General features: G+C 39.6%; 15 protein-coding genes. All 15 read right to left on the bottom strand.

Features of this window, described 5'->3' with window-relative positions; genetic code table 11:
- Positions 1 to 44: 44 nt before the first annotated feature.
- Positions 45 to 677 (bottom strand): response regulator, encoded by a 633-nt coding sequence (locus AWM74_RS08115; protein ID WP_026465889.1) that lies wholly within the window; start codon positions 675 to 677, stop codon positions 45 to 47.
- Positions 670 to 1731: a sensor histidine kinase gene (locus AWM74_RS08110; RefSeq protein WP_051218218.1), complete on the bottom strand. Its 1062-nt coding sequence runs from the start codon at positions 1729 to 1731 to the stop codon at positions 670 to 672. Before AWM74_RS08110 ends, AWM74_RS08115 begins: the two co-directional genes overlap by 8 nt.
- Positions 1728 to 2486: a cell wall-active antibiotics response protein LiaF gene (liaF, locus tag AWM74_RS08105; RefSeq protein WP_026465887.1), complete on the bottom strand. Its 759-nt coding sequence runs from the start codon at positions 2484 to 2486 to the stop codon at positions 1728 to 1730. The genes AWM74_RS08110 and liaF overlap by 4 nt, the downstream gene beginning before the upstream one ends.
- A gap of 183 nt (positions 2487 to 2669) precedes the next feature.
- Positions 2670 to 3149 (bottom strand): transcription elongation factor GreA, encoded by a 480-nt coding sequence (gene greA / locus AWM74_RS08100; RefSeq protein ID WP_003140974.1) that lies wholly within the window; start codon positions 3147 to 3149, stop codon positions 2670 to 2672.
- A gap of 118 nt (positions 3150 to 3267) precedes the next feature.
- Positions 3268 to 3903, bottom strand: coding sequence for a uridine kinase (gene udk, locus AWM74_RS08095; RefSeq protein WP_003140972.1), 636 nt, complete (start codon positions 3901 to 3903; stop codon positions 3268 to 3270).
- Between the two features lie 128 nt (positions 3904 to 4031).
- Positions 4032 to 5153 (bottom strand): endolytic transglycosylase MltG, encoded by a 1122-nt coding sequence (mltG, locus tag AWM74_RS08090; RefSeq protein WP_026465886.1) that lies wholly within the window; start codon positions 5151 to 5153, stop codon positions 4032 to 4034.
- 225 nt (positions 5154 to 5378) lie between these two features.
- The gene (locus AWM74_RS08085; RefSeq protein ID WP_236702863.1) at positions 5379 to 7952 is read right to left on the bottom strand and encodes a YhgE/Pip domain-containing protein; all 2574 of its coding nucleotides are present in this window, start codon (positions 7950 to 7952) and stop codon (positions 5379 to 5381) included.
- A 60-nt stretch (positions 7953 to 8012) separates the two neighbouring features.
- Positions 8013 to 8492 carry an RrF2 family transcriptional regulator gene (locus AWM74_RS08080; protein ID WP_026465884.1) on the bottom strand — a complete coding sequence of 160 codons (480 nt, stop codon included), beginning with the start codon at positions 8490 to 8492 and terminating at the stop codon, positions 8013 to 8015.
- Between the two features lie 181 nt (positions 8493 to 8673).
- Positions 8674 to 8973, bottom strand: a complete 300-nt coding sequence (locus tag AWM74_RS08075; RefSeq protein WP_016897544.1) for a DUF1292 domain-containing protein — start codon at positions 8971 to 8973, stop codon at positions 8674 to 8676.
- Between the two features lie 188 nt (positions 8974 to 9161).
- Positions 9162 to 9581: a Holliday junction resolvase RuvX gene (ruvX, locus tag AWM74_RS08070; RefSeq protein ID WP_003140966.1), complete on the bottom strand. Its 420-nt coding sequence runs from the start codon at positions 9579 to 9581 to the stop codon at positions 9162 to 9164.
- Positions 9581 to 9844 (bottom strand): IreB family regulatory phosphoprotein, encoded by a 264-nt coding sequence (locus AWM74_RS08065; RefSeq protein ID WP_003140964.1) that lies wholly within the window; start codon positions 9842 to 9844, stop codon positions 9581 to 9583. The genes ruvX and AWM74_RS08065 overlap by 1 nt, the downstream gene beginning before the upstream one ends.
- Before the next feature lie 64 nt (positions 9845 to 9908).
- On the bottom strand, positions 9909 to 12551 hold the full coding sequence (gene alaS, locus AWM74_RS08060) for an alanine--tRNA ligase (protein ID WP_026465883.1): 2643 nt from the start codon (positions 12549 to 12551) through the stop codon (positions 9909 to 9911).
- Positions 12552 to 12852: 301 nt separating this feature from the next.
- Positions 12853 to 15411, bottom strand: coding sequence for an SF1B family DNA helicase RecD2 (recD2, locus tag AWM74_RS08055; protein ID WP_026465882.1), 2559 nt, complete (start codon positions 15409 to 15411; stop codon positions 12853 to 12855).
- Between the two features lie 184 nt (positions 15412 to 15595).
- Entirely contained in the window at positions 15596 to 16687 is a 1092-nt protein-coding gene (mnmA, locus tag AWM74_RS08050) for a tRNA 2-thiouridine(34) synthase MnmA (RefSeq protein WP_051218302.1), read from the bottom strand.
- Positions 16688 to 16886: 199 nt separating this feature from the next.
- The gene (locus tag AWM74_RS08045; protein ID WP_016897550.1) at positions 16887 to 17231 is read right to left on the bottom strand and encodes a hypothetical protein; all 345 of its coding nucleotides are present in this window, start codon (positions 17229 to 17231) and stop codon (positions 16887 to 16889) included.
- Positions 17232 to 17251: the final 20 nt, after the last annotated feature.

Below are 17251 nucleotides of genomic sequence, written 5' to 3'. Positions count from 1 at the left end.
TGAACTAGCTTGCATCGCAGGTTTTTCCTTTTGCAATAAAACGACTAATTAACTAATTGATTTTGGAAGGCATAAATCGTTGCTTGTGTCCGGTCTTCAACCCCTAATTTAGATAATATATTCGATACATGGGTTTTTACCGTTTTTAAGGTGATAAATAAGTCATCGGCAATTTCCTGGTTGGATTTACCAGCAGCAATCAACTGCAAGACTTCCCGTTCACGAGTAGTTAAATCATCATGTAGGTGATGTCGGTTAGCTTCTACTTCATGGGCAATCAGCTTTTCATTGACTGTTGGTGCAATGACTGATTCCCCCGCATAGGTCCGGCGAATCGCTGACGCAATTTCGCTTGCAGAAGATGTTTTTAAAATGTAGCCTTTAGCCCCAGCTTGCATGGCAGGATATACCTTTTCATCATCGATAAAAGAAGTGACAATTAAAATATTGGCTTTTGGCCATTCAGCTAAGATTTCTTGTGTTGCTTGGATCCCGTCCATATTATCCATGACTAAATCCATTAAAATGATATCTGGTTGCAGTGATAAGGCCATTTTCTTACCCTCTAATCCGTCCTTAGCTTCCCCTACTATCTCTAGGTCTGATTGGGTAGATAGGTAGGTAGAAACGCCTAATCTGACCATTTCATGGTCATCTACTAACAATACTTTAATCATATATGCCCTCCATTTTTCTTGGTATTACGATTTGGATCAATGTGCCCTGGTTTTCAAATGAAATAATGTTGGTCGAACCACCTAGCTGGGCCACGCGCTCTTGGATATTTTTCAATCCGTACCCACCGTTCTGCAGTAATTCCTTGTCGGTATCAAAGCCCACGCCATCATCTGAAAATCGCAGATAAATATTTCGGTCTTTCTCATACAGATGGCATTCGATAATTTGTGCCTTAGCATGTCGCAGGGAATTGGATAATAATTCCTGCACAATTCGGAATAGGTGGTTCTCCACTTCGGGCAGCAATTGAACGTCCGTCACAGTGGCTTCAAAATTAATCTTAACCTTCGTTTCTAACTCCCTAAAGAGCTGTTCAATTCCCTCTGCCAAACTTTGATTGGTCAAGGAAATTGGCCGTAGATGGAGTAATAAGGACCGCATTTCAGCTTGAGCCTGGTCCACCATATCCGCCACCTTATCGATCAATTGCCGGTTGACAGGGTCCATATTGTCCGCCTGCTCTTGGATAGCTGACAAAATCATGGTCATGGCAAACAATTGCTGGCTGACTGAATCATGCAATTCACGCGCAATCCGTTGTCGTTCCTCTTTGACTAGTTGGTTTCTGTTCATCTCTGAGTTCGCTTCATCCGCCACCGTTTTTGCCTGCAAGGCCATTTCCATGTTCTGTAACATGGCCCGCAACCGTTCAATTTTCTCACCTATTTGCTGGCCAGCATAAACGCCCATTTCTGTCTCTTGAAAAATGGGTGAATCATATTTTCTGGCAGCCAAGGCAGTTAGCTTAGCCGTTAATTTATTTTCGTCCTTGTATAAAAAGAAATACAGGATTAAGGTTGCAATCAATGAGATGACTATATCAATGACCAATAAATACATAAATGGTAGGACTAAACGGGCAAATTCAAGATATGACCCGTCGACATTCATGGTATTAGGTGCCAAAATCAAAAAGATATAGGTTCCAAGAGATACCGTCAAAAGTGACAACCATAAAACGATAAATATTGTTAAAAACCGACGTCCTCTCATAAGAAGACCACCTCAACTGTTCCCCAACCTTGAGAAATTTGTAGGTAAATTTTCCGGTTACTTTGCTGATAAGACGCACTTTCAAAGGTTTTACGCTCATTGTTTAGGGCCACTTTTTCCCCGTTCCAATTAACTTCCGTCCGAAAACAATTGGCGTGTAGTTCAAGACCCACCCCTTCAGGCACCACAAGTTTAGTTTGCCCAACCAATTGATTAATCACGACCACATTGGTCCCTATAGGCACAATCGTTGACCCGAAATCAATAAAGGTATTGGCATAGAGATGGTACATCTCCACATCTTCCCAGGCATATACTTCTTCCTTGTAAGGACCATTATTAAATAAATGGTCAAATTCTAAGAAGGCTTCCTTTTCTTGATCCTTAAAAACACCATCTTCTGCATCCACAATTTTTGTTTGTCGCAAGGTTAGGTCATGTTTTACGTTATCAGATTTATCTTTCACAATCGCATAATAAACCAAACCAACAATCATTAGCGCCAATAAAATACTTGAAACATAAGGCAAGGTCACAATCCCAATAAAAATTAGAAAACAACCAATGGCAACTAGTATCAAGTTCAGCCAACTTTGCTGCTGTTTCTTTGTATTCATTTTTATTTTTACCCGGTTAGATACGGCTAAAAGTCCGCAACCGACAACAATGGAAATCAAATTTTCTGGTCTAACCAATAAACCTGTAAAAACAATCAATCCGGCAAAACAAGCTAAAATCATCCATAGATTTCTCATATTGCCCTCCATCCTATTTTTATACTCTAATCATACCACTTCTACATTTTACTATATATGACCATTTTATGAGAACTGAATCCCTTTTACATTGGTCCTAAGCCTTAAAGTTTTTCATTTATAGCAAAAAAGACATACCCCAACCACGCGAATGGTAGGAATATGTCTTGAAATTTGCTTGAATTAGATTGCGTCAACGCTTGTGATTTTAACAACCATGTCGCCGCCTGGTGTTTCGATCGTTACTTCATCATTCACACCTTTACCAATTAATGCTTGTGCAATCGGTGATTCATTAGAAATTTTACCATCTAATGGATCTGCTTCTGCACGACCAACAATTGAGTAAACTTCTTCGTCGCCATCTGGTAACTCAATAAAAGTTACTTTACGACCTAATGAAACGATACCTTCATCGATTTCATTTGGATCGATAATTTTAGCGTAACGAACCATTTTTTCTAATTTTTGAATTTGCCCTTCAACGAAAGCTTGTTCATCCTTAGCCGCTTCATATTCAGAGTTTTCTGATAAATCTCCGTATGAACGTGCGATTTTGATTCGTTCTACAATTTCTTTGCGTTTTACAATTTTTAACTCGTCTAAATCTTGTTGAATTTTCTCAAGACCTTCTTGGGTCATTGGGTATACTTCTTCTGCCATACTTTTACTCCTAACAACAATAGTAATTTCAACTTATCAAAAGTGAATAGACCCACAATATCATGGAACTAGAATTTTTGCAATACACTTTATCTGATATCTTCTAATAAAATTTTAATTAATCAATTTTTAAATCATTTGGAATGATTGAACGGATTTTTGTCGTCATCAAATCGATTGCAACATTATTTGATCCACCTTCAGGGATGATAATATCCGCGAATTTTTTTGTAGGTTCAATAAATTGCTCATGCATCGGTTTAACAATCGATGTGTACATGTCGATAATTGAATCTAAAGAACGGCCACGTTCAGCCATATCACGTTTAATACGACGGATGATACGAATGTCGTCATCTGTATCTACAAAGACTTTAATATCCATCAAATCACGAAGCTCTTTATCAGAGAAGATTAAGATACCTTCAATAATAATAACTTCTTTTGGTTCTACACGAATCGTTTCTTCTGCACGATTGTGTTGAGTGAAATCATAAACCGGCATTTGGACAGCTTGTCCATCCAATAATTGTCTAATATGCTCGCTAAGTAAGTCATTGTCAAATGCAAATGGGTGGTCGTAGTTAGTTAACACACGTTCATCCATTGTTAAATGACTTTGATCTTTATAATAAGCATCTTGTGGAATATAAGCTAAACTTACATCTCCAAATTCTTCAATAATTTTACGGGTTACAGTAGTCTTACCAGAACCAGTACCCCCTGTTACACCAATGATGATTGGCTTACGCATTCAAAACACACCTTCCTGATATTAAAAATAAGCTCGAATTCACTGCTATTAAATATAGAGAAAAATGTTCTCAATTGCAAGTAAATTCAAGCTATTTTTATTTTTTTAATCGTATTTGACCCGTCTGATTATAGGTCGGCATTCTCTTCAGATACATATTGTTCAACTAAAGCATCATGCTCTTCGTATGTTTCTGAATAATATACTTCACCGGTTGTTAAATCGGCCACAAAGAATAGGTAGTCAGATTCTGTTGGATTCATAGAAGCTTCGATAGCTTCGATACCAGGGTTGTTAAATGGTCCCGGTCCAAAACCAGTATTGATGTACAAGTTATACGGTGAATCAACTGCTGCATCCTCGTTAGTTACATAAGCTGAATGCGTATTGTTCGCATATAAAACTGAAATATCTGATTGAATTGGCATATCGATTTCTAAACGGTTCATGAATACACCAGCGATCAATTCACGGTCTTCTAGTGAAGATGCCTCTGCTTCAACCAATGAAGCTAAGGTTAAGAATTCATGGAAGGTGAAACCAGACGCTTCAATTTCAGCAGTGTGGGTTTGACGAACATTTTCCATTTCCCCAACCATCATAGTCACGATGTCTGCAACCGTTACAGTTGATGACAACTCATAAGTTGCTGGGTATAAGTAGCCTTCCAACTTGTAGCGCACGTCGTCATTTTCAGATACGTTAGTCAATAATTCTGGGTATGTCGCCAATAATTCATCGAATAAACCGTCATCCGTCATTTGTGCTAACGCATCTTCTTGTTCAATGCCAAGTGCGTCTGCAATAATTTGCGAAATAGCCTCTAGCGATGAACCTTCAGGAATAGCCACTGAGTCAACTTGAGCTGTAGCCCCTTGTTGTAGCTCGTTATTAGCATCTGTATAGCCTATATTCTTGTGTAAGGTGTAAGTACCCGCTTCAATCGCGTCATTCCCAAAGAATCTTAAATAAGTTGTAAAAAGGAAATCGTTAAAGATAATGCCTTCATCATCCAAGATGCTTGCAATATCGGCTGTTGTCGACCCTTCTGGTATGGTAACCTCGACTGTTTCGTCCGAGCTACCGATACCTCCTGTAAAAATCATAAACGTTAGGGATAAACCAACAACCACAATAAGTGCTGCTGCAACCACTAAAAACCATTTAGCTATTTTCGAAGCAGTAGATTCTGCTTTACGATCAAGATCTTTTTGCTTTTTGTAAAAATCTTCGCGTGCTTTCTTAGACATATAGCGACTCCTCTTCTAGTAAAATCATTACTCCCATTATACATGAAAGGGCCATTTTTCAATATAAATGTTAGATAAATACAAACAAACGTAAAAAAACTGTAATATTGCACAGGATGTGAGCGCGGGCGGTCAGACAGGATGCGAAATCCGACTGCAATTGAATCCACATCAAAAAACACGGTAAGGTAACATTCCCCTAACCGTGTTTTTAACAAAATTGCACTACACTGCTGCTTGCGTCTTAAAGTCATTTGCTTTCAATTTCTTGTACTTTATAGTGTAGAAGAGAATGATTAAAAGCGTGAACACAATCAGAATTGACGTTAAAACAAATACATCAGTGCGTATGCTACCACCTATACCGAATAATTGTCTGTAGGCATCTACAGAATAAGTAATTGGTAGGTAGGGATGGATCGCTTCAAAGAATGGATTTGACAATTGAATTGGATAGGTACCACCTGAACCTGACAGTTGTAAAATCAAGAAAATTAACATTATGAAAGAGCCAATTTTATCAAACAATAAATTAAATAACATGACAATCGAAATTGAAGTTAAGGCCGTTATTATCGTTACGAGTAATGTTTTACTCATAGAAAATGTTTCTAAACCATTCACTGTATGTAATAGAAATACCATAATCAAGGATTGTAAAATACCAACCACTGCCAACACAGAGAATTTACTTGCCCACCAGCTGATGCCATTTTTAGGGCGACCTTTAGGTGTATAACTATCGAACATTAGATTTAAGGTAATTGCACCGATGAATAAAGCAACAGACATCATATATGGCGCCATCCCTGTACCATTATTTGGAATTGGTGCGGTTTCAGTTTGATTAGTGTCGACTGGTTCTGCCATCATGTCATACGTATTGTCAGTTGCATCAACTTCGTTCAGCGTTTGACTACCATTCGCTAACTGTGTACTTAATTCAGATGTACCATCAGCGATTGTGCCTAGGCCGTCACCTAATGTTTGTGAACCATTCGCCAATTGATCTGCCCCATCTGCAATTTGCCCTGCACCATCTGCAAGTTGGCTAGTACCATCAGTTAATTGACCACTATTAGCAACTAGTTGGCCAGTACCATCAGCCAAGGCTTGTGTACCTGCTTGCAATTGAATGGCGCCATCAGCCAAAGTGCCTGTTTGGCTATTCAATGTATTTAGACCTTCACTCAATTGATTAGAACCATCTGTTAGTGATAAACCACCCGCATTCAATTCTTGGGTACCGTCATTCAGTTGACTCATACCTGAAGCTAATGCAGTAGCACCACTTTGTGCTTGATCTATTCCAGCATCCAGTGTCTGTGCGCCCGCTAATAAGGTATCGCTACTAGATGCCACTTGGTTAACGCCATCAATTAAGGTATTGGTACCATCATATAAAGCATCATACCCTTCAGTTAATTGATGAACACTTGCTTGTAAATTAGCAATCTGGCTACCAATTGCCGTGACATCAACGTCTTGCAAACTAGATAGAGACGATAAATCAGTAGAAATCGTTTGAACTGAGCCCGCTTGAGTAGTGGCCACTGTCGTAAATTGGTTTGCAACAGCCGTACTAACTGCAGCCTCTTGTTCAGGCGTTAATGCAGCCCCGCTTGCTTCAATTGCTGTTAAAACAGCTTCTGTATTACTAGTTGGGTCGCTAACTGCTACAATACTGGTCAATTGTGTTTGCACATCTGCCATTGCAGTCGATAATGTCTCTAATTGGGCAGTAACATCTGATAAGTCTCCAGCTAAACTTGAATTCTGTAAACTACTATCTAAATTATCTAAACCTGATTTCATTTGATCTAATCCGGTTTGTAAAGCTGTTATTTTCGCAGCCTGGTCTTCGCTTGTTAGACTCGCATTTAATTGTGATAAGCCATCTGTTAAAGCCTGACTCCCTTCAGCTAATTGCACCATGCCATCGTTCAAACTATTAGCGCCATCTGCTAATGTCACTGTATTATCAGACAAAGTAGTTAACCCAGCACTTAGAGTAGCACTACCATCAGCTAAATCGCCTGCACCGCTAGTCAATTGACTTACGCCCGATGTCAAGGCAGGCATACTATCTGTTAATTGACTGGTACCTTCGTTTAAAGCCGTAGCACCTTCGTTTACTTGACTGACACCATCAATATATGTGTTTAAACCAACATCTAAGCTATCTGCCCCATCAGCAAAAATTAGACTTGATGATGCTAAAGTGTTTAAATTTTCTGTTATTGTAGCATTTCCATCTGCAGCTTCTTCTACACCGTCTTTAATTTGACTACCACCATCCGCAGCATCTTGCATTTTATCTGCCACAGTTTGTAATTGTGCAAAAATTGTTTCCGCGTATATTTTAGTCACTTCGCTAGATACCGAATCCTTAATCGTATTAGCTGCAGAAGAGGTTAGCTTGGAGGCAATATAAGAATGTCCCGCGCTGGTTTCATAATTTAAGGTCATTTGTTTGGGTTCATCTTCAAGTAAACTCGTGGCGTTTTCTGAGAAATTTTCGGGAATGGTGATGACCATATAGTAATCACCATCTTTTAATCCAGCCTCAGCATCTGATTTTGACACAAATTCAAAATCCATTTCATCTGAATTTTCCAACTCACCCACTAAATTATCCCCTATTGCTAAGTTTTCATCATTATATTGAACTGCCTTGTCTTCATTCACAACGGCTACTGGTAAATTCGCAAGTTTTCCATATGGATCCCACATAGAACTCAAAAAAATTACTGTGTATAACGAAGGAATAAAAGCTATCCCTAGTAAAATAATGATCATTTTTTTCTTTGTAAATATTGATTGCCATTCTTGCTTAATCAAAGTAGCACACGTCCATTCTTATTCTTTTTCGTTAGAAGTAACAATTGATTCCCAATCTACAACATTCACTTCATTAGTGCCTGCCATTAATAATGATTCAAGTGTATATTTTTGTAATCGTTGTTTAAATAATTGCTCAGCATCAGAAAATACATCTAATACTTCGCGTTTTTTATTCTTAATTTTATCAGCATGTAAAAATACTTTTTCTGCTAGATTTGTTGGTCGAACAAAACTTTCTTTGCCCTCAATCGCTTCATAAATATGTAACATCGTCATATCTTTAGGTGATTTCTTTAATACAAAACCGCCATCCTTACCAGCTATAGAATGCACCAAACCTGAAACCACCAAAGAACGCATGATTTTTTTCAGGTATGAATCAGACACCTCAAGACGCCGACTGAAAATTGTGCTTTTTATGGGACGGTGATCGGCCTGGGTTGCCAGCATAATCATTATACAAAGGGCTTGTTCAACCCCACTTTTCATCTTCATTGAATACCCTCCATTCGTGGATAAAATTTATCTATGGATACATTCTATCTCTTGATGATTTCATTTACAAGTATTTTCCACTCTTCTCATCAATTATTTATTTAGTTTTTTCCATGAAAAAAGCACCCAAAATCAATTGGATGCTTTTTCTCTTTTATTGACATTTACTTAAAGCGACAGATTATAAATCTTCGTCTTCGATAAAAGTCGCTAATACTTCTTCTACCATATCCCATTCTTCTTCAGTCTCAATAGGATTTAATTGACCTTCAAAGCCGTCTTCACTTTCAACGTAAGAGAAAGCTTGTAATTCTACGCCCTCTTCGTCAGATACGCCTGCTGGGTAGACGATAACATATGATTTACCGAAATCTTCTGAATCGAATGTAAATAGAATTTCGAATAATTGCTCGTTACCTTCCTCGTCAACAATTGTAATGTGCTCGTGACCTTCGTGGTCATGTTCATGATGTTCAGTCATTTGAAAATCTCCTTTTTCTCTCGTGTGTTGAGCCTATAACGTACTCAATCAATATCTCTCAATAACCATCATATTGGGCTTGAAAAGTCAGAATTATCGGACGCTTCCCAAGATGCTCCAATTACTTAACAGTAATTGTTCGTCTTTTGGTCCAGCGCGTTAATTCTAAACGACTTTCCGCACACCTACTATGATGGGTGGGCATCTAAATAATTCTGCAGAATCAATACTGCGGCCAATTTATCGATCACTTTCTTACGCTTCTTACGACTGACATCGTTGGCAATTAACATCCGTTCTGCTTGAACAGTTGTTAAACGCTCATCCTGATAAAAGACTGGTAAATCAAACCGGTCTATCACAAGTTGTCCGTATTTTTGTGATGCTTCAGCGCGTGGGCCGATAGAATTGTTCATATTCTTGGGTAAACCGAGAACTAACGCTTCTACCTTATACTCAGCAATCAACTCGCCAAGTCGGTCCAAACCGAATTCTTCTAATTCTTCATCGATTGGAATGATTTCTACCCCTTGGGCAGTCCATCCAAATGGATCAGAAACAGCCACGCCGACTGTTTTAGACCCAACATCTAATCCCATGTATCGCATTACTCGCGACCAGATTGTTTCATGTAATTCACGATTAATTCTTCAAGAATTTCATCGCGGTCATGATAACGGATAATATTACGCGCTTCGTTATGACGTGGAATATAAGCTGGATCACCAGATAATAAATAACCAACGATTTGATTTACTGGGTTGTAACCTTTTTCTTTAAGAGAATCATATACGATTTCTAATGTCTCTTTGACATCCTTTTCGTTGTTTTCTCCGAAATTGAATAGGACTGTTTCATCTTTATTACTCATCAGAACACCTCCAAATATTATCTATAGTTTACCTAATTATCCGTATTTTAACAAGAAATCGTCATTATTTGCCAATAATTTCTTTCGCATAGGCAAGTGCTTCTTCAATTCCAGCTGGGTTTTTACCGCCGGCTTGGGCCATATCTGGACGACCACCACCGCCACCACCAATTTTGGGTGCGACTTGTTTGATTAGGTCGCCTGCTTTAACACCCGCTTTAACAGCATCTTGCCCAACAGCGATTAATAAATTCGCTTTATCATCCACTGAAGTTGCTAGCACAAGGATATCAGAAGAGCCTTTTTGTTTCCACTCGTCCGCAATCTTACGTAAATCATCCATCGAACGATTTGGTACGTGTTCAGCGATTACAGTATAAGCACCAGCAGTTTCTACATGATCAAAGATTTGACCTGCTGCTTGCGCATTCATTTTATCACGTAAAGCACTTAATTGCTGTAAAGTTTCCTTATGTTCTTCTCTAAATTGTTGTAAACGTGCCACAACATTTAAGAATTTGCTTACTTTTAAGTTTGAAGCAATTTGTTTCAGGATGTTTTCTTGCACCTTGTATTCTTGGATAGCAGCTAATGAAGTTACAGCTTCAATACGACGAACACCAGCACCGATACCAGATTCTGAAGTGATCTTGAATAGACCGATTTCAGCAGTATTACCAACGTGTGTACCCCCACAAAGTTCAATTGACCAGTGGTTAATATCTACCATACGCACTTCGCTACCATATTTTTCACCAAACAAGGCTTGTGCGCCAGCAGCTCTAGCTTCATCAATAGACGTTACTGTTGTCACAACTGGGAAAGCTTCCGCGATAGCTTCATTTACTTTCGCTTCCATTTCAGCCAATTCTTCATCTGTTACTTGCCCAAAGTGCGAGAAGTCGAAACGTAAGTGTTCAGCAGTTACCAATGACCCTGCTTGGTTAGCATGGTCCCCTAAAACATCTTTCAATGCTTGATGTAATAAATGGGTTGCCGTATGGTTTTTCTCGATTGAGTGGTGACGACGGCGGTCAACCGCTAATTGTACAGTTTGGTCCAATACTATAGCTACTTCTAATTTCACTTCATGTAAGTGTTGACCATTTGGTGCACGAACAACATTTACCACATGTCCAATTAATTGGCCATCTTCATCTAGGACGTCACCTGTATCCGCAATTTGACCACCCATTTCAGCGTAAAATGGTGTCTGCTCAGCAACTAAGTATACCTCGTCCCCATCTTCTGCTGACGACACTAATGCGTCTCCTGACACAATGGTATTCACGCGCGTTTCTACGACTAATTGGTCGTAACCAACATAAGTTGATGTCACGTCAATTTCACTCAACACTTCAGACTGCACAGCCATACCTGTTGAATCCTTACGCGCAGCACGCGCACGTTCTCTTTGTGCTTTCATCGCTTCTTCAAAGCCAGATAAATCAACATCAATACCCACTTCTTCTAAGTATTCTTGCGTTAATTCTAATGGGAAGCCGTAAGTATCATATAATTTAAAGGCTTGCGCACCAGACATCACTTTATTATGTTCCGCTTCAAGCGTTGCAATCACTTCTTGAATAATCGCTTCCCCTTCATTGATGGTTTCGTTAAAACGATCTTCTTCTGTTTTAATTACATCCTGGATAAAGTCTTGGTCTGCTTTCACTTCTGGATAGAAGTCAGCCATAATGTCCGCAACAACAGGTACCAATTTCGTTAAGAAGTTATCTTTGATACCTAAACGTCGTGCATGCATGATCGCACGACGGATTAAACGACGTAAGATATAGCCACGGCCTTCATTTGAAGGTAAAGCACGGTCACTAATGGCAAAAGTTACTGCACGAACGTGGTCAGCAATTACCTTATAAGAAACATCAGTTTCAGGTTTTTCACCGTATTTTACAGTTGTCCCTAACGTTTCGATTTCTTTAATAATCGGTAAGAATAGGTCTGTTTCAAAGTTGGTTGGCGCATCTTGGATGACAGAAGTCATACGCTCTAGCCCCATACCCGTATCAATATTCTTATGTTTTAAAGGCACATATTCGCCGTTTGGCATATGGTTAAACTGAGAAAACACGATATTCCAGATTTCCAAGTAACGCTCATTTTCCCCGCCTGGGTACATTTCTGGGTCAGAATCTTCTAAATCTTGGTATTTAACCCCGCGGTCATAGAAAATTTCTGTGTCCGGACCACATGGACCAGCACCTAAATCCCAGAAGTTATCTTCCACTGGCACATAATGGTCATCAGATAAACCAGTCGCCTTACGCCATAATTCAACTGTTTCAGTATCCTCTGGGTAGTAAGTCATATATAGTTTCTCAGGATCTAATCCCAACCATTTCTCGTCAGTTAAGAATTCCCAAGCCCAAGGAATCACTTCAACTTTGAAGTAGTCCCCGATAGAGAAGTTCCCTAACATTTCAAATAAGGTATGGTGACGCGCTGTCACACCAACATTTTCAATATCGTTGGTACGAATTGATTTTTGTGAGTTGGTGATACGTGGGTTTTCAGGTACAACAGAGCCATCAAAGTATTTCTTCAAGGTTGCAACCCCTGAGTTAATCCATAATAATGACGGATCTTGAACTGGCACTAATGAAGCACTTGGCTCCACACTATGGCCTTTAGATTGCCAAAAATCTAGCCACATTTGGCGAATTTCTGCTGATGTTAATTGTTTCATAGTTGTCCTCCTCAAAATAAAAAACATAGCTTTGCAAATTGAGGACGACTTTGCGCGGTACCACCTCATTTGCAATGCTATGTTTACATTACCTCTCTAGTTGCTGGATAACGCTAGCGCGTAGCCTTTCGACTAAATGTTTAGAAAGAGAGCATTTTATGATTGGATGCTTGCACCTGTTCATCCTCGCTAAGGTTCATAAAATATGGTTCTTCCCACTTGTAGACTTTATAGTCTTTTCACATTCCAAATTATACTGACAGAATGGCTAATTTGTCAAGTTTTCAAGCAAGTAAACTAATTAAAAATCTTCCGGCTTCAATCCATCCATCCCTATCATAGGGTCAATTGAATGACTCAGGACTATATCAGCTGTCAGATAAAAATCTTCAACTGCTGAATCACTGTTAGTTGCCACTTTCTCATCTACATGCTCTTCAGTGGCGTCCCCAGTTTCTGGACTGGAATTTTCCGTTAAATCATCATCTGATGTCGTTTCTGCCCGACTTTCAGCTTGATTTTTTGATGTTGTCGCATCTTTTTCTTCTATTTCTGCTGCAACAGCCGTTGCCATCCGTTCATCAACATCCACAGCTTCCATCAGAAAGTCCTTTAGTTGGGTTTGCCGACTAGCATCCACATTTTGAATGGCCGTTTGAAAGGCCTGGGGTTCACCGCACATAATCAAGGACTGCTTGGCCCGCGTGATCCCCGTATATAATAAATTTCGCTTCAGCATCCGGTGGTGTTGCGGAACTAAAGGCACTATCACAATTGGAAATTCCGACCCCTGCGACTTATGAATTGACGTACAGTAAGCTAAGGTAATTTCATTGAAGTCATTACGTTCATAAGTCACTTCAACCTCGTCGAATTGGACCACAATCTGGTCCACCTTGTTGGTCGTCTCCTTGGCAAAAAAGATTGCTACTATCTCACCTAAGTCTCCATTGAAAACGTTCTTCTCGGCTTGGTTTTTCAGCTGCAAGACCTTATCCCCAACCCTAAAGGTTTGTTCAAAATAGACTAACTCCCGTCTTTTACCGTCGTCGTTGGGGTTTAAAACAGCCTGCAAACGCTCATTGATATGATTGATCCCGGCCTGTCCTTTATAGAGCGGCGCCAAGACTTGAACGTCTCGTTTTTGGTAGCCCTTGTCAACAGCCCGCTTAGCCACAATAGCTACTAAGTCTGCAATTTGATTAGCTTGCACCTTGAAAAAGGACCGATCTCGTTGGTTCATCATCAAATCTTTAGGCACAATACCTTGTTTAATCTGATGAGCCAATTGGACAATGGTCGACTGGTTTTTCTGACGGTAGATTTCATCCAACTCACGCGTTTTAACTGTCTGTGAAGATAATAAGTCAGCTAATACTTGTCCGGGTCCTACAGAAGCTAACTGGTCTTTATCCCCCACAAAAATGACTTGCATAAATGAAGGGACACTTGAAAGTAATTTATAGGCAAGCCATGTATCCACCATGGACATTTCGTCAATAATCAATAAGTCAGTTTCTAGCTGCACGCCTGACTCTTCGCCGTCTTCGCTGTCATCCTCTTCACCTGTTAAACCAAGTAAACGATGAATAGTTGATGCTGGCAGATGGATCATTTCAGTCATTCGTTTAGCGGCTCGTCCTGTTGGGGCGGCTAAAGAAATTGGAAAGGCACCTGGGTCATATTCTTCTACATTTAAGGAAATATTATTTAAACGAGCATACAATTGGACGATGCCGTTTAATACCGTTGTCTTACCTGTCCCTGGTCCCCCAGTTAAGATAAACATTTTGGAAGTTAACGCCTCTTTAATGGCTTTCTTTTGAGCCTGTCCGTAGGAAATACCTAAGTCTTGTTCTAGTTTTTGGATTTCTTCGTCTAAATCAACACCCGGATATTGGGGTTGATACTGAGGTTGCTGCATTTGCCCCATCATCTTGGCAATACCCACTTCAGCAAAGTATAAAGTTGGCAAGGCAACTCGCCCTTCTTCAGATAAGATCAACTTACCTGTTTCGTTCATATCTGAAATGGTATCTTGAATGCGTTTGGCTTCAATAAATTGTGACTGCCCGTGCATCAAGACTTCTTGGGTTTTCTCAATCAGTGGCTCCTCCATCACAAAAGTATTCCCTGATTCAAAAGTGGCTAAGTTTAGGACAAACATGACACCCCCAGCAACCCGGACTGGTGAATCCAAGGGGAAACCAATATTTAAAGCGATTTGGTCTGCTTTTTGAAAACCAAAACCGCGGATATCGTCGATCAAAATATAAGGATTTTCTTCAATAATTTCGACCGCTTCGTTATGGTAGAGGCCATAAATTTGCCCAGCCAACCGCGATGAAAAGCCCATCTCAGCTAGCTTAACGAAAACTTGTTCATTCCCTCTTTGTTCAACCATCCGCTCATGTAGCATAGTTCTAGTCTTTTTAGACAAACCTTTAACCACTTTTAAGGCTTCTGCATCATTTAAAATAGTATCAATGGTTTGGTCGCCAAAAGCATCAACAATACGACTGGCTATCGTATCTCCAATTCCTGGAAATTGTTCGGATGATAGAAATCGAATTAACCCTTCTTTAGAGGTGATTTTCTGCGCTTCATAAGAAGTTACTTGGAATTGAACACCATATTTAGCGTGGTCCACCAATTTACCTTTAAAATGATAGGTCGTCCCGTCCTGGATAGTTGGGAAGTTTCCCGTCATCACGATTTCTTTTTCTGAATACATGGTATTGGTTTCGTCTATTTCAACTGACATTACCCGATAAAAGTTGCTTTCATTAAAAAAGAAGGTCGCCTTTACCTCACCTATGACATAATCTTCACTTGTTGGTTGATTCTGATTTTGTCGCATGTTGGCTGCTCCTTCCTCGTCTTAGTAATCTTACATATTATAGCATATTCAAGTAGTTCAGAATGGATAGATTTATAGGTATCTAAGTCATTTTGCCTATAGAAATATAATAAAAAAAGACGTGACCATGACATCACGCCTCTTCTATGTTAGTTTGAATTGTTTGAATAGTTGATTGAAGTGTTTAAACGTATTGCAATTCTGCTACTTCTGAATTTTTGAAAGCAGCATCAATTGTACCGCCACCTAGACATTCTGGACCGTCGTAGAATACAACTGCTTGTCCAGGGGTGATTGCACGTACTGGTTCTGCAAAAGTGATTTTCGCAGTCCCATCTTCATTGATATCAACATGGACTTGTGTATCTTTTTGACGGTAACGGAATTTCGCTGTGCAATCAAAAGAAGTTGCAGTAAATTCGTCATCGACAAATGATAGGTCACTCGCCATTAAGTAGTCTGCATATAATTTATCGTTGTGGAAGCCTTGGCCAACGTATAAAACGTTTTTAGCTTGGTCTTTCCCTACAACGAACCATGGTTGATCAGATTCGCCACCGCCACCGATGCCTAACCCTTTACGTTGGCCGATTGTATAGTACATCAAGCCCATGTGGTCACCCATTACAGTCCCATCTTCAGCAATCATTTTACCAGGTTGCGCTGGTAAAAAGTTACCTAGAAATTCTTTAAAGTTCTTTTCACCAATAAAGCAAATACCAGTTGAGTCTTTTTTCTTAGCAGTTGCTAAGCCTGCTTCTTCAGCAATTCGACGTACTTCTGGTTTTTCTAAATGGCCTAATGGGAACATGACACGTTGTAATTGATCTTGTGATAATTGGTTAAGGAAGTATGTTTGATCCTTGTTATTATCTAAACCACGTAACATGTGCACTTTGCCTTTAGAGTCGCGTTCAACTTGCGCGTAGTGGCCAGTTGCAACATAGTCAGCCCCAAGTTCTAATGCATAGTCTAGGAAAGCTTTAAATTTAATTTCCTTATTACACATTACGTCCGGGTTGGGCGTCCGGTCACGTTTGTATTCATCTAGGAAATAAGTGAATACCTTGTCCCAATATTCCTTTTCAAAGTTAATCGAGTAATAAGGAATACCGATTTGCGTGGCTACTGCGGCAACGTCTTTGTAATCTTCCGTTGCTGTACAGAAGCCATTTTCGTCTGTGTCATCCCAGTTCTTCATGAAGATACCGATGACATCATACCCTTGTTGTTTCAGTAATAAGGCTGTTACGCTGGAATCAACGCCACCACTCATACCGACTACCACGCGGGTATTTTTATTTGGATTATTTTCTACCACAACATCACCATCTTTCTGCCATAATTTTACGATTGAAGGTCGTATATTAGGTTGTTAGTAGAGATTATAAAATCACAAGTACAAATTATACAGGCTGTAGCAAAAAAAGCAAGCAATACGCTTACTTTTTTCGAGTATATTTATCTACTATAGTCTATACAATTTCTTCAAGGATACCCATAGTGACCATATCCGCTTGTAACCGTTCAACCGCTTCTTGCAGTGGTGCCATCGAATCGTTTTTATAAACATTCACCACTTGCATACCGTTCAAATTAGTCACAGTCATAGAAAAACCATCAAGGCTGCTATTCACTTTCATTTTGAATAAAACTTCGCGGCTATCATTAAATGATGCGGTTACTACGCGTTCGAATTCAAAGTTCCCTTGTTTACCCTCTTGGAATCCGTAGTCTCTAAGGGTATATTTCTTCACTGTATCGGCTAGTTTAAATTTCTTACTAGCCCCTTTCAACTGGACACTTGCTGTCATTGCCATAATCTGTTCCCTCCACTAAA

This window comes from Aerococcus urinaeequi (assembly GCF_001543205.1).
GTDB classification, from domain to species: domain Bacteria; phylum Bacillota; class Bacilli; order Lactobacillales; family Aerococcaceae; genus Aerococcus; species Aerococcus urinaeequi.
Note: the sequence above shows the minus strand (reverse complement) of the source record. Positions and strands in the feature narration are given on the sequence as shown.

Bases quoted from the DNA above. Each gene is read 5' to 3' on its own strand.
- AWM74_RS08115 (WP_026465889.1), bottom strand. From the start codon at position 677: ATGATTAAAGTATTGTTAGTAGATGACCATGAAATGGTCAGATTAGGC.
- AWM74_RS08110 (WP_051218218.1), bottom strand. From the start codon at position 1,731: ATGAGAGGACGTCGGTTTTTAACAATATTTATCGTTTTATGGTTGTCA.
- liaF (WP_026465887.1), bottom strand. From the start codon at position 2,486: ATGAGAAATCTATGGATGATTTTAGCTTGTTTTGCCGGATTGATTGTT.
- greA (WP_003140974.1), bottom strand. From the start codon at position 3,149: ATGGCAGAAGAAGTATACCCAATGACCCAAGAAGGTCTTGAGAAAATT.
- udk (WP_003140972.1), bottom strand. From the start codon at position 3,903: ATGCGTAAGCCAATCATCATTGGTGTAACAGGGGGTACTGGTTCTGGT.
- mltG (WP_026465886.1), bottom strand. From the start codon at position 5,153: ATGTCTAAGAAAGCACGCGAAGATTTTTACAAAAAGCAAAAAGATCTT.
- AWM74_RS08085 (WP_236702863.1), bottom strand. From the start codon at position 7,952: ATGATCATTATTTTACTAGGGATAGCTTTTATTCCTTCGTTATACACA.
- AWM74_RS08080 (WP_026465884.1), bottom strand. From the start codon at position 8,492: ATGAAGATGAAAAGTGGGGTTGAACAAGCCCTTTGTATAATGATTATG.
- AWM74_RS08075 (WP_016897544.1), bottom strand. From the start codon at position 8,973: ATGACTGAACATCATGAACATGACCACGAAGGTCACGAGCACATTACA.
- ruvX (WP_003140966.1), bottom strand. From the start codon at position 9,581: ATGCGATACATGGGATTAGATGTTGGGTCTAAAACAGTCGGCGTGGCT.
- AWM74_RS08065 (WP_003140964.1), bottom strand. From the start codon at position 9,844: ATGAGTAATAAAGATGAAACAGTCCTATTCAATTTCGGAGAAAACAAC.
- alaS (WP_026465883.1), bottom strand. From the start codon at position 12,551: ATGAAACAATTAACATCAGCAGAAATTCGCCAAATGTGGCTAGATTTT.
- recD2 (WP_026465882.1), bottom strand. From the start codon at position 15,411: ATGCGACAAAATCAGAATCAACCAACAAGTGAAGATTATGTCATAGGT.
- mnmA (WP_051218302.1), bottom strand. From the start codon at position 16,687: ATGAGTGGTGGCGTTGATTCCAGCGTAACAGCCTTATTACTGAAACAA.
- AWM74_RS08045 (WP_016897550.1), bottom strand. From the start codon at position 17,231: ATGGCAATGACAGCAAGTGTCCAGTTGAAAGGGGCTAGTAAGAAATTT.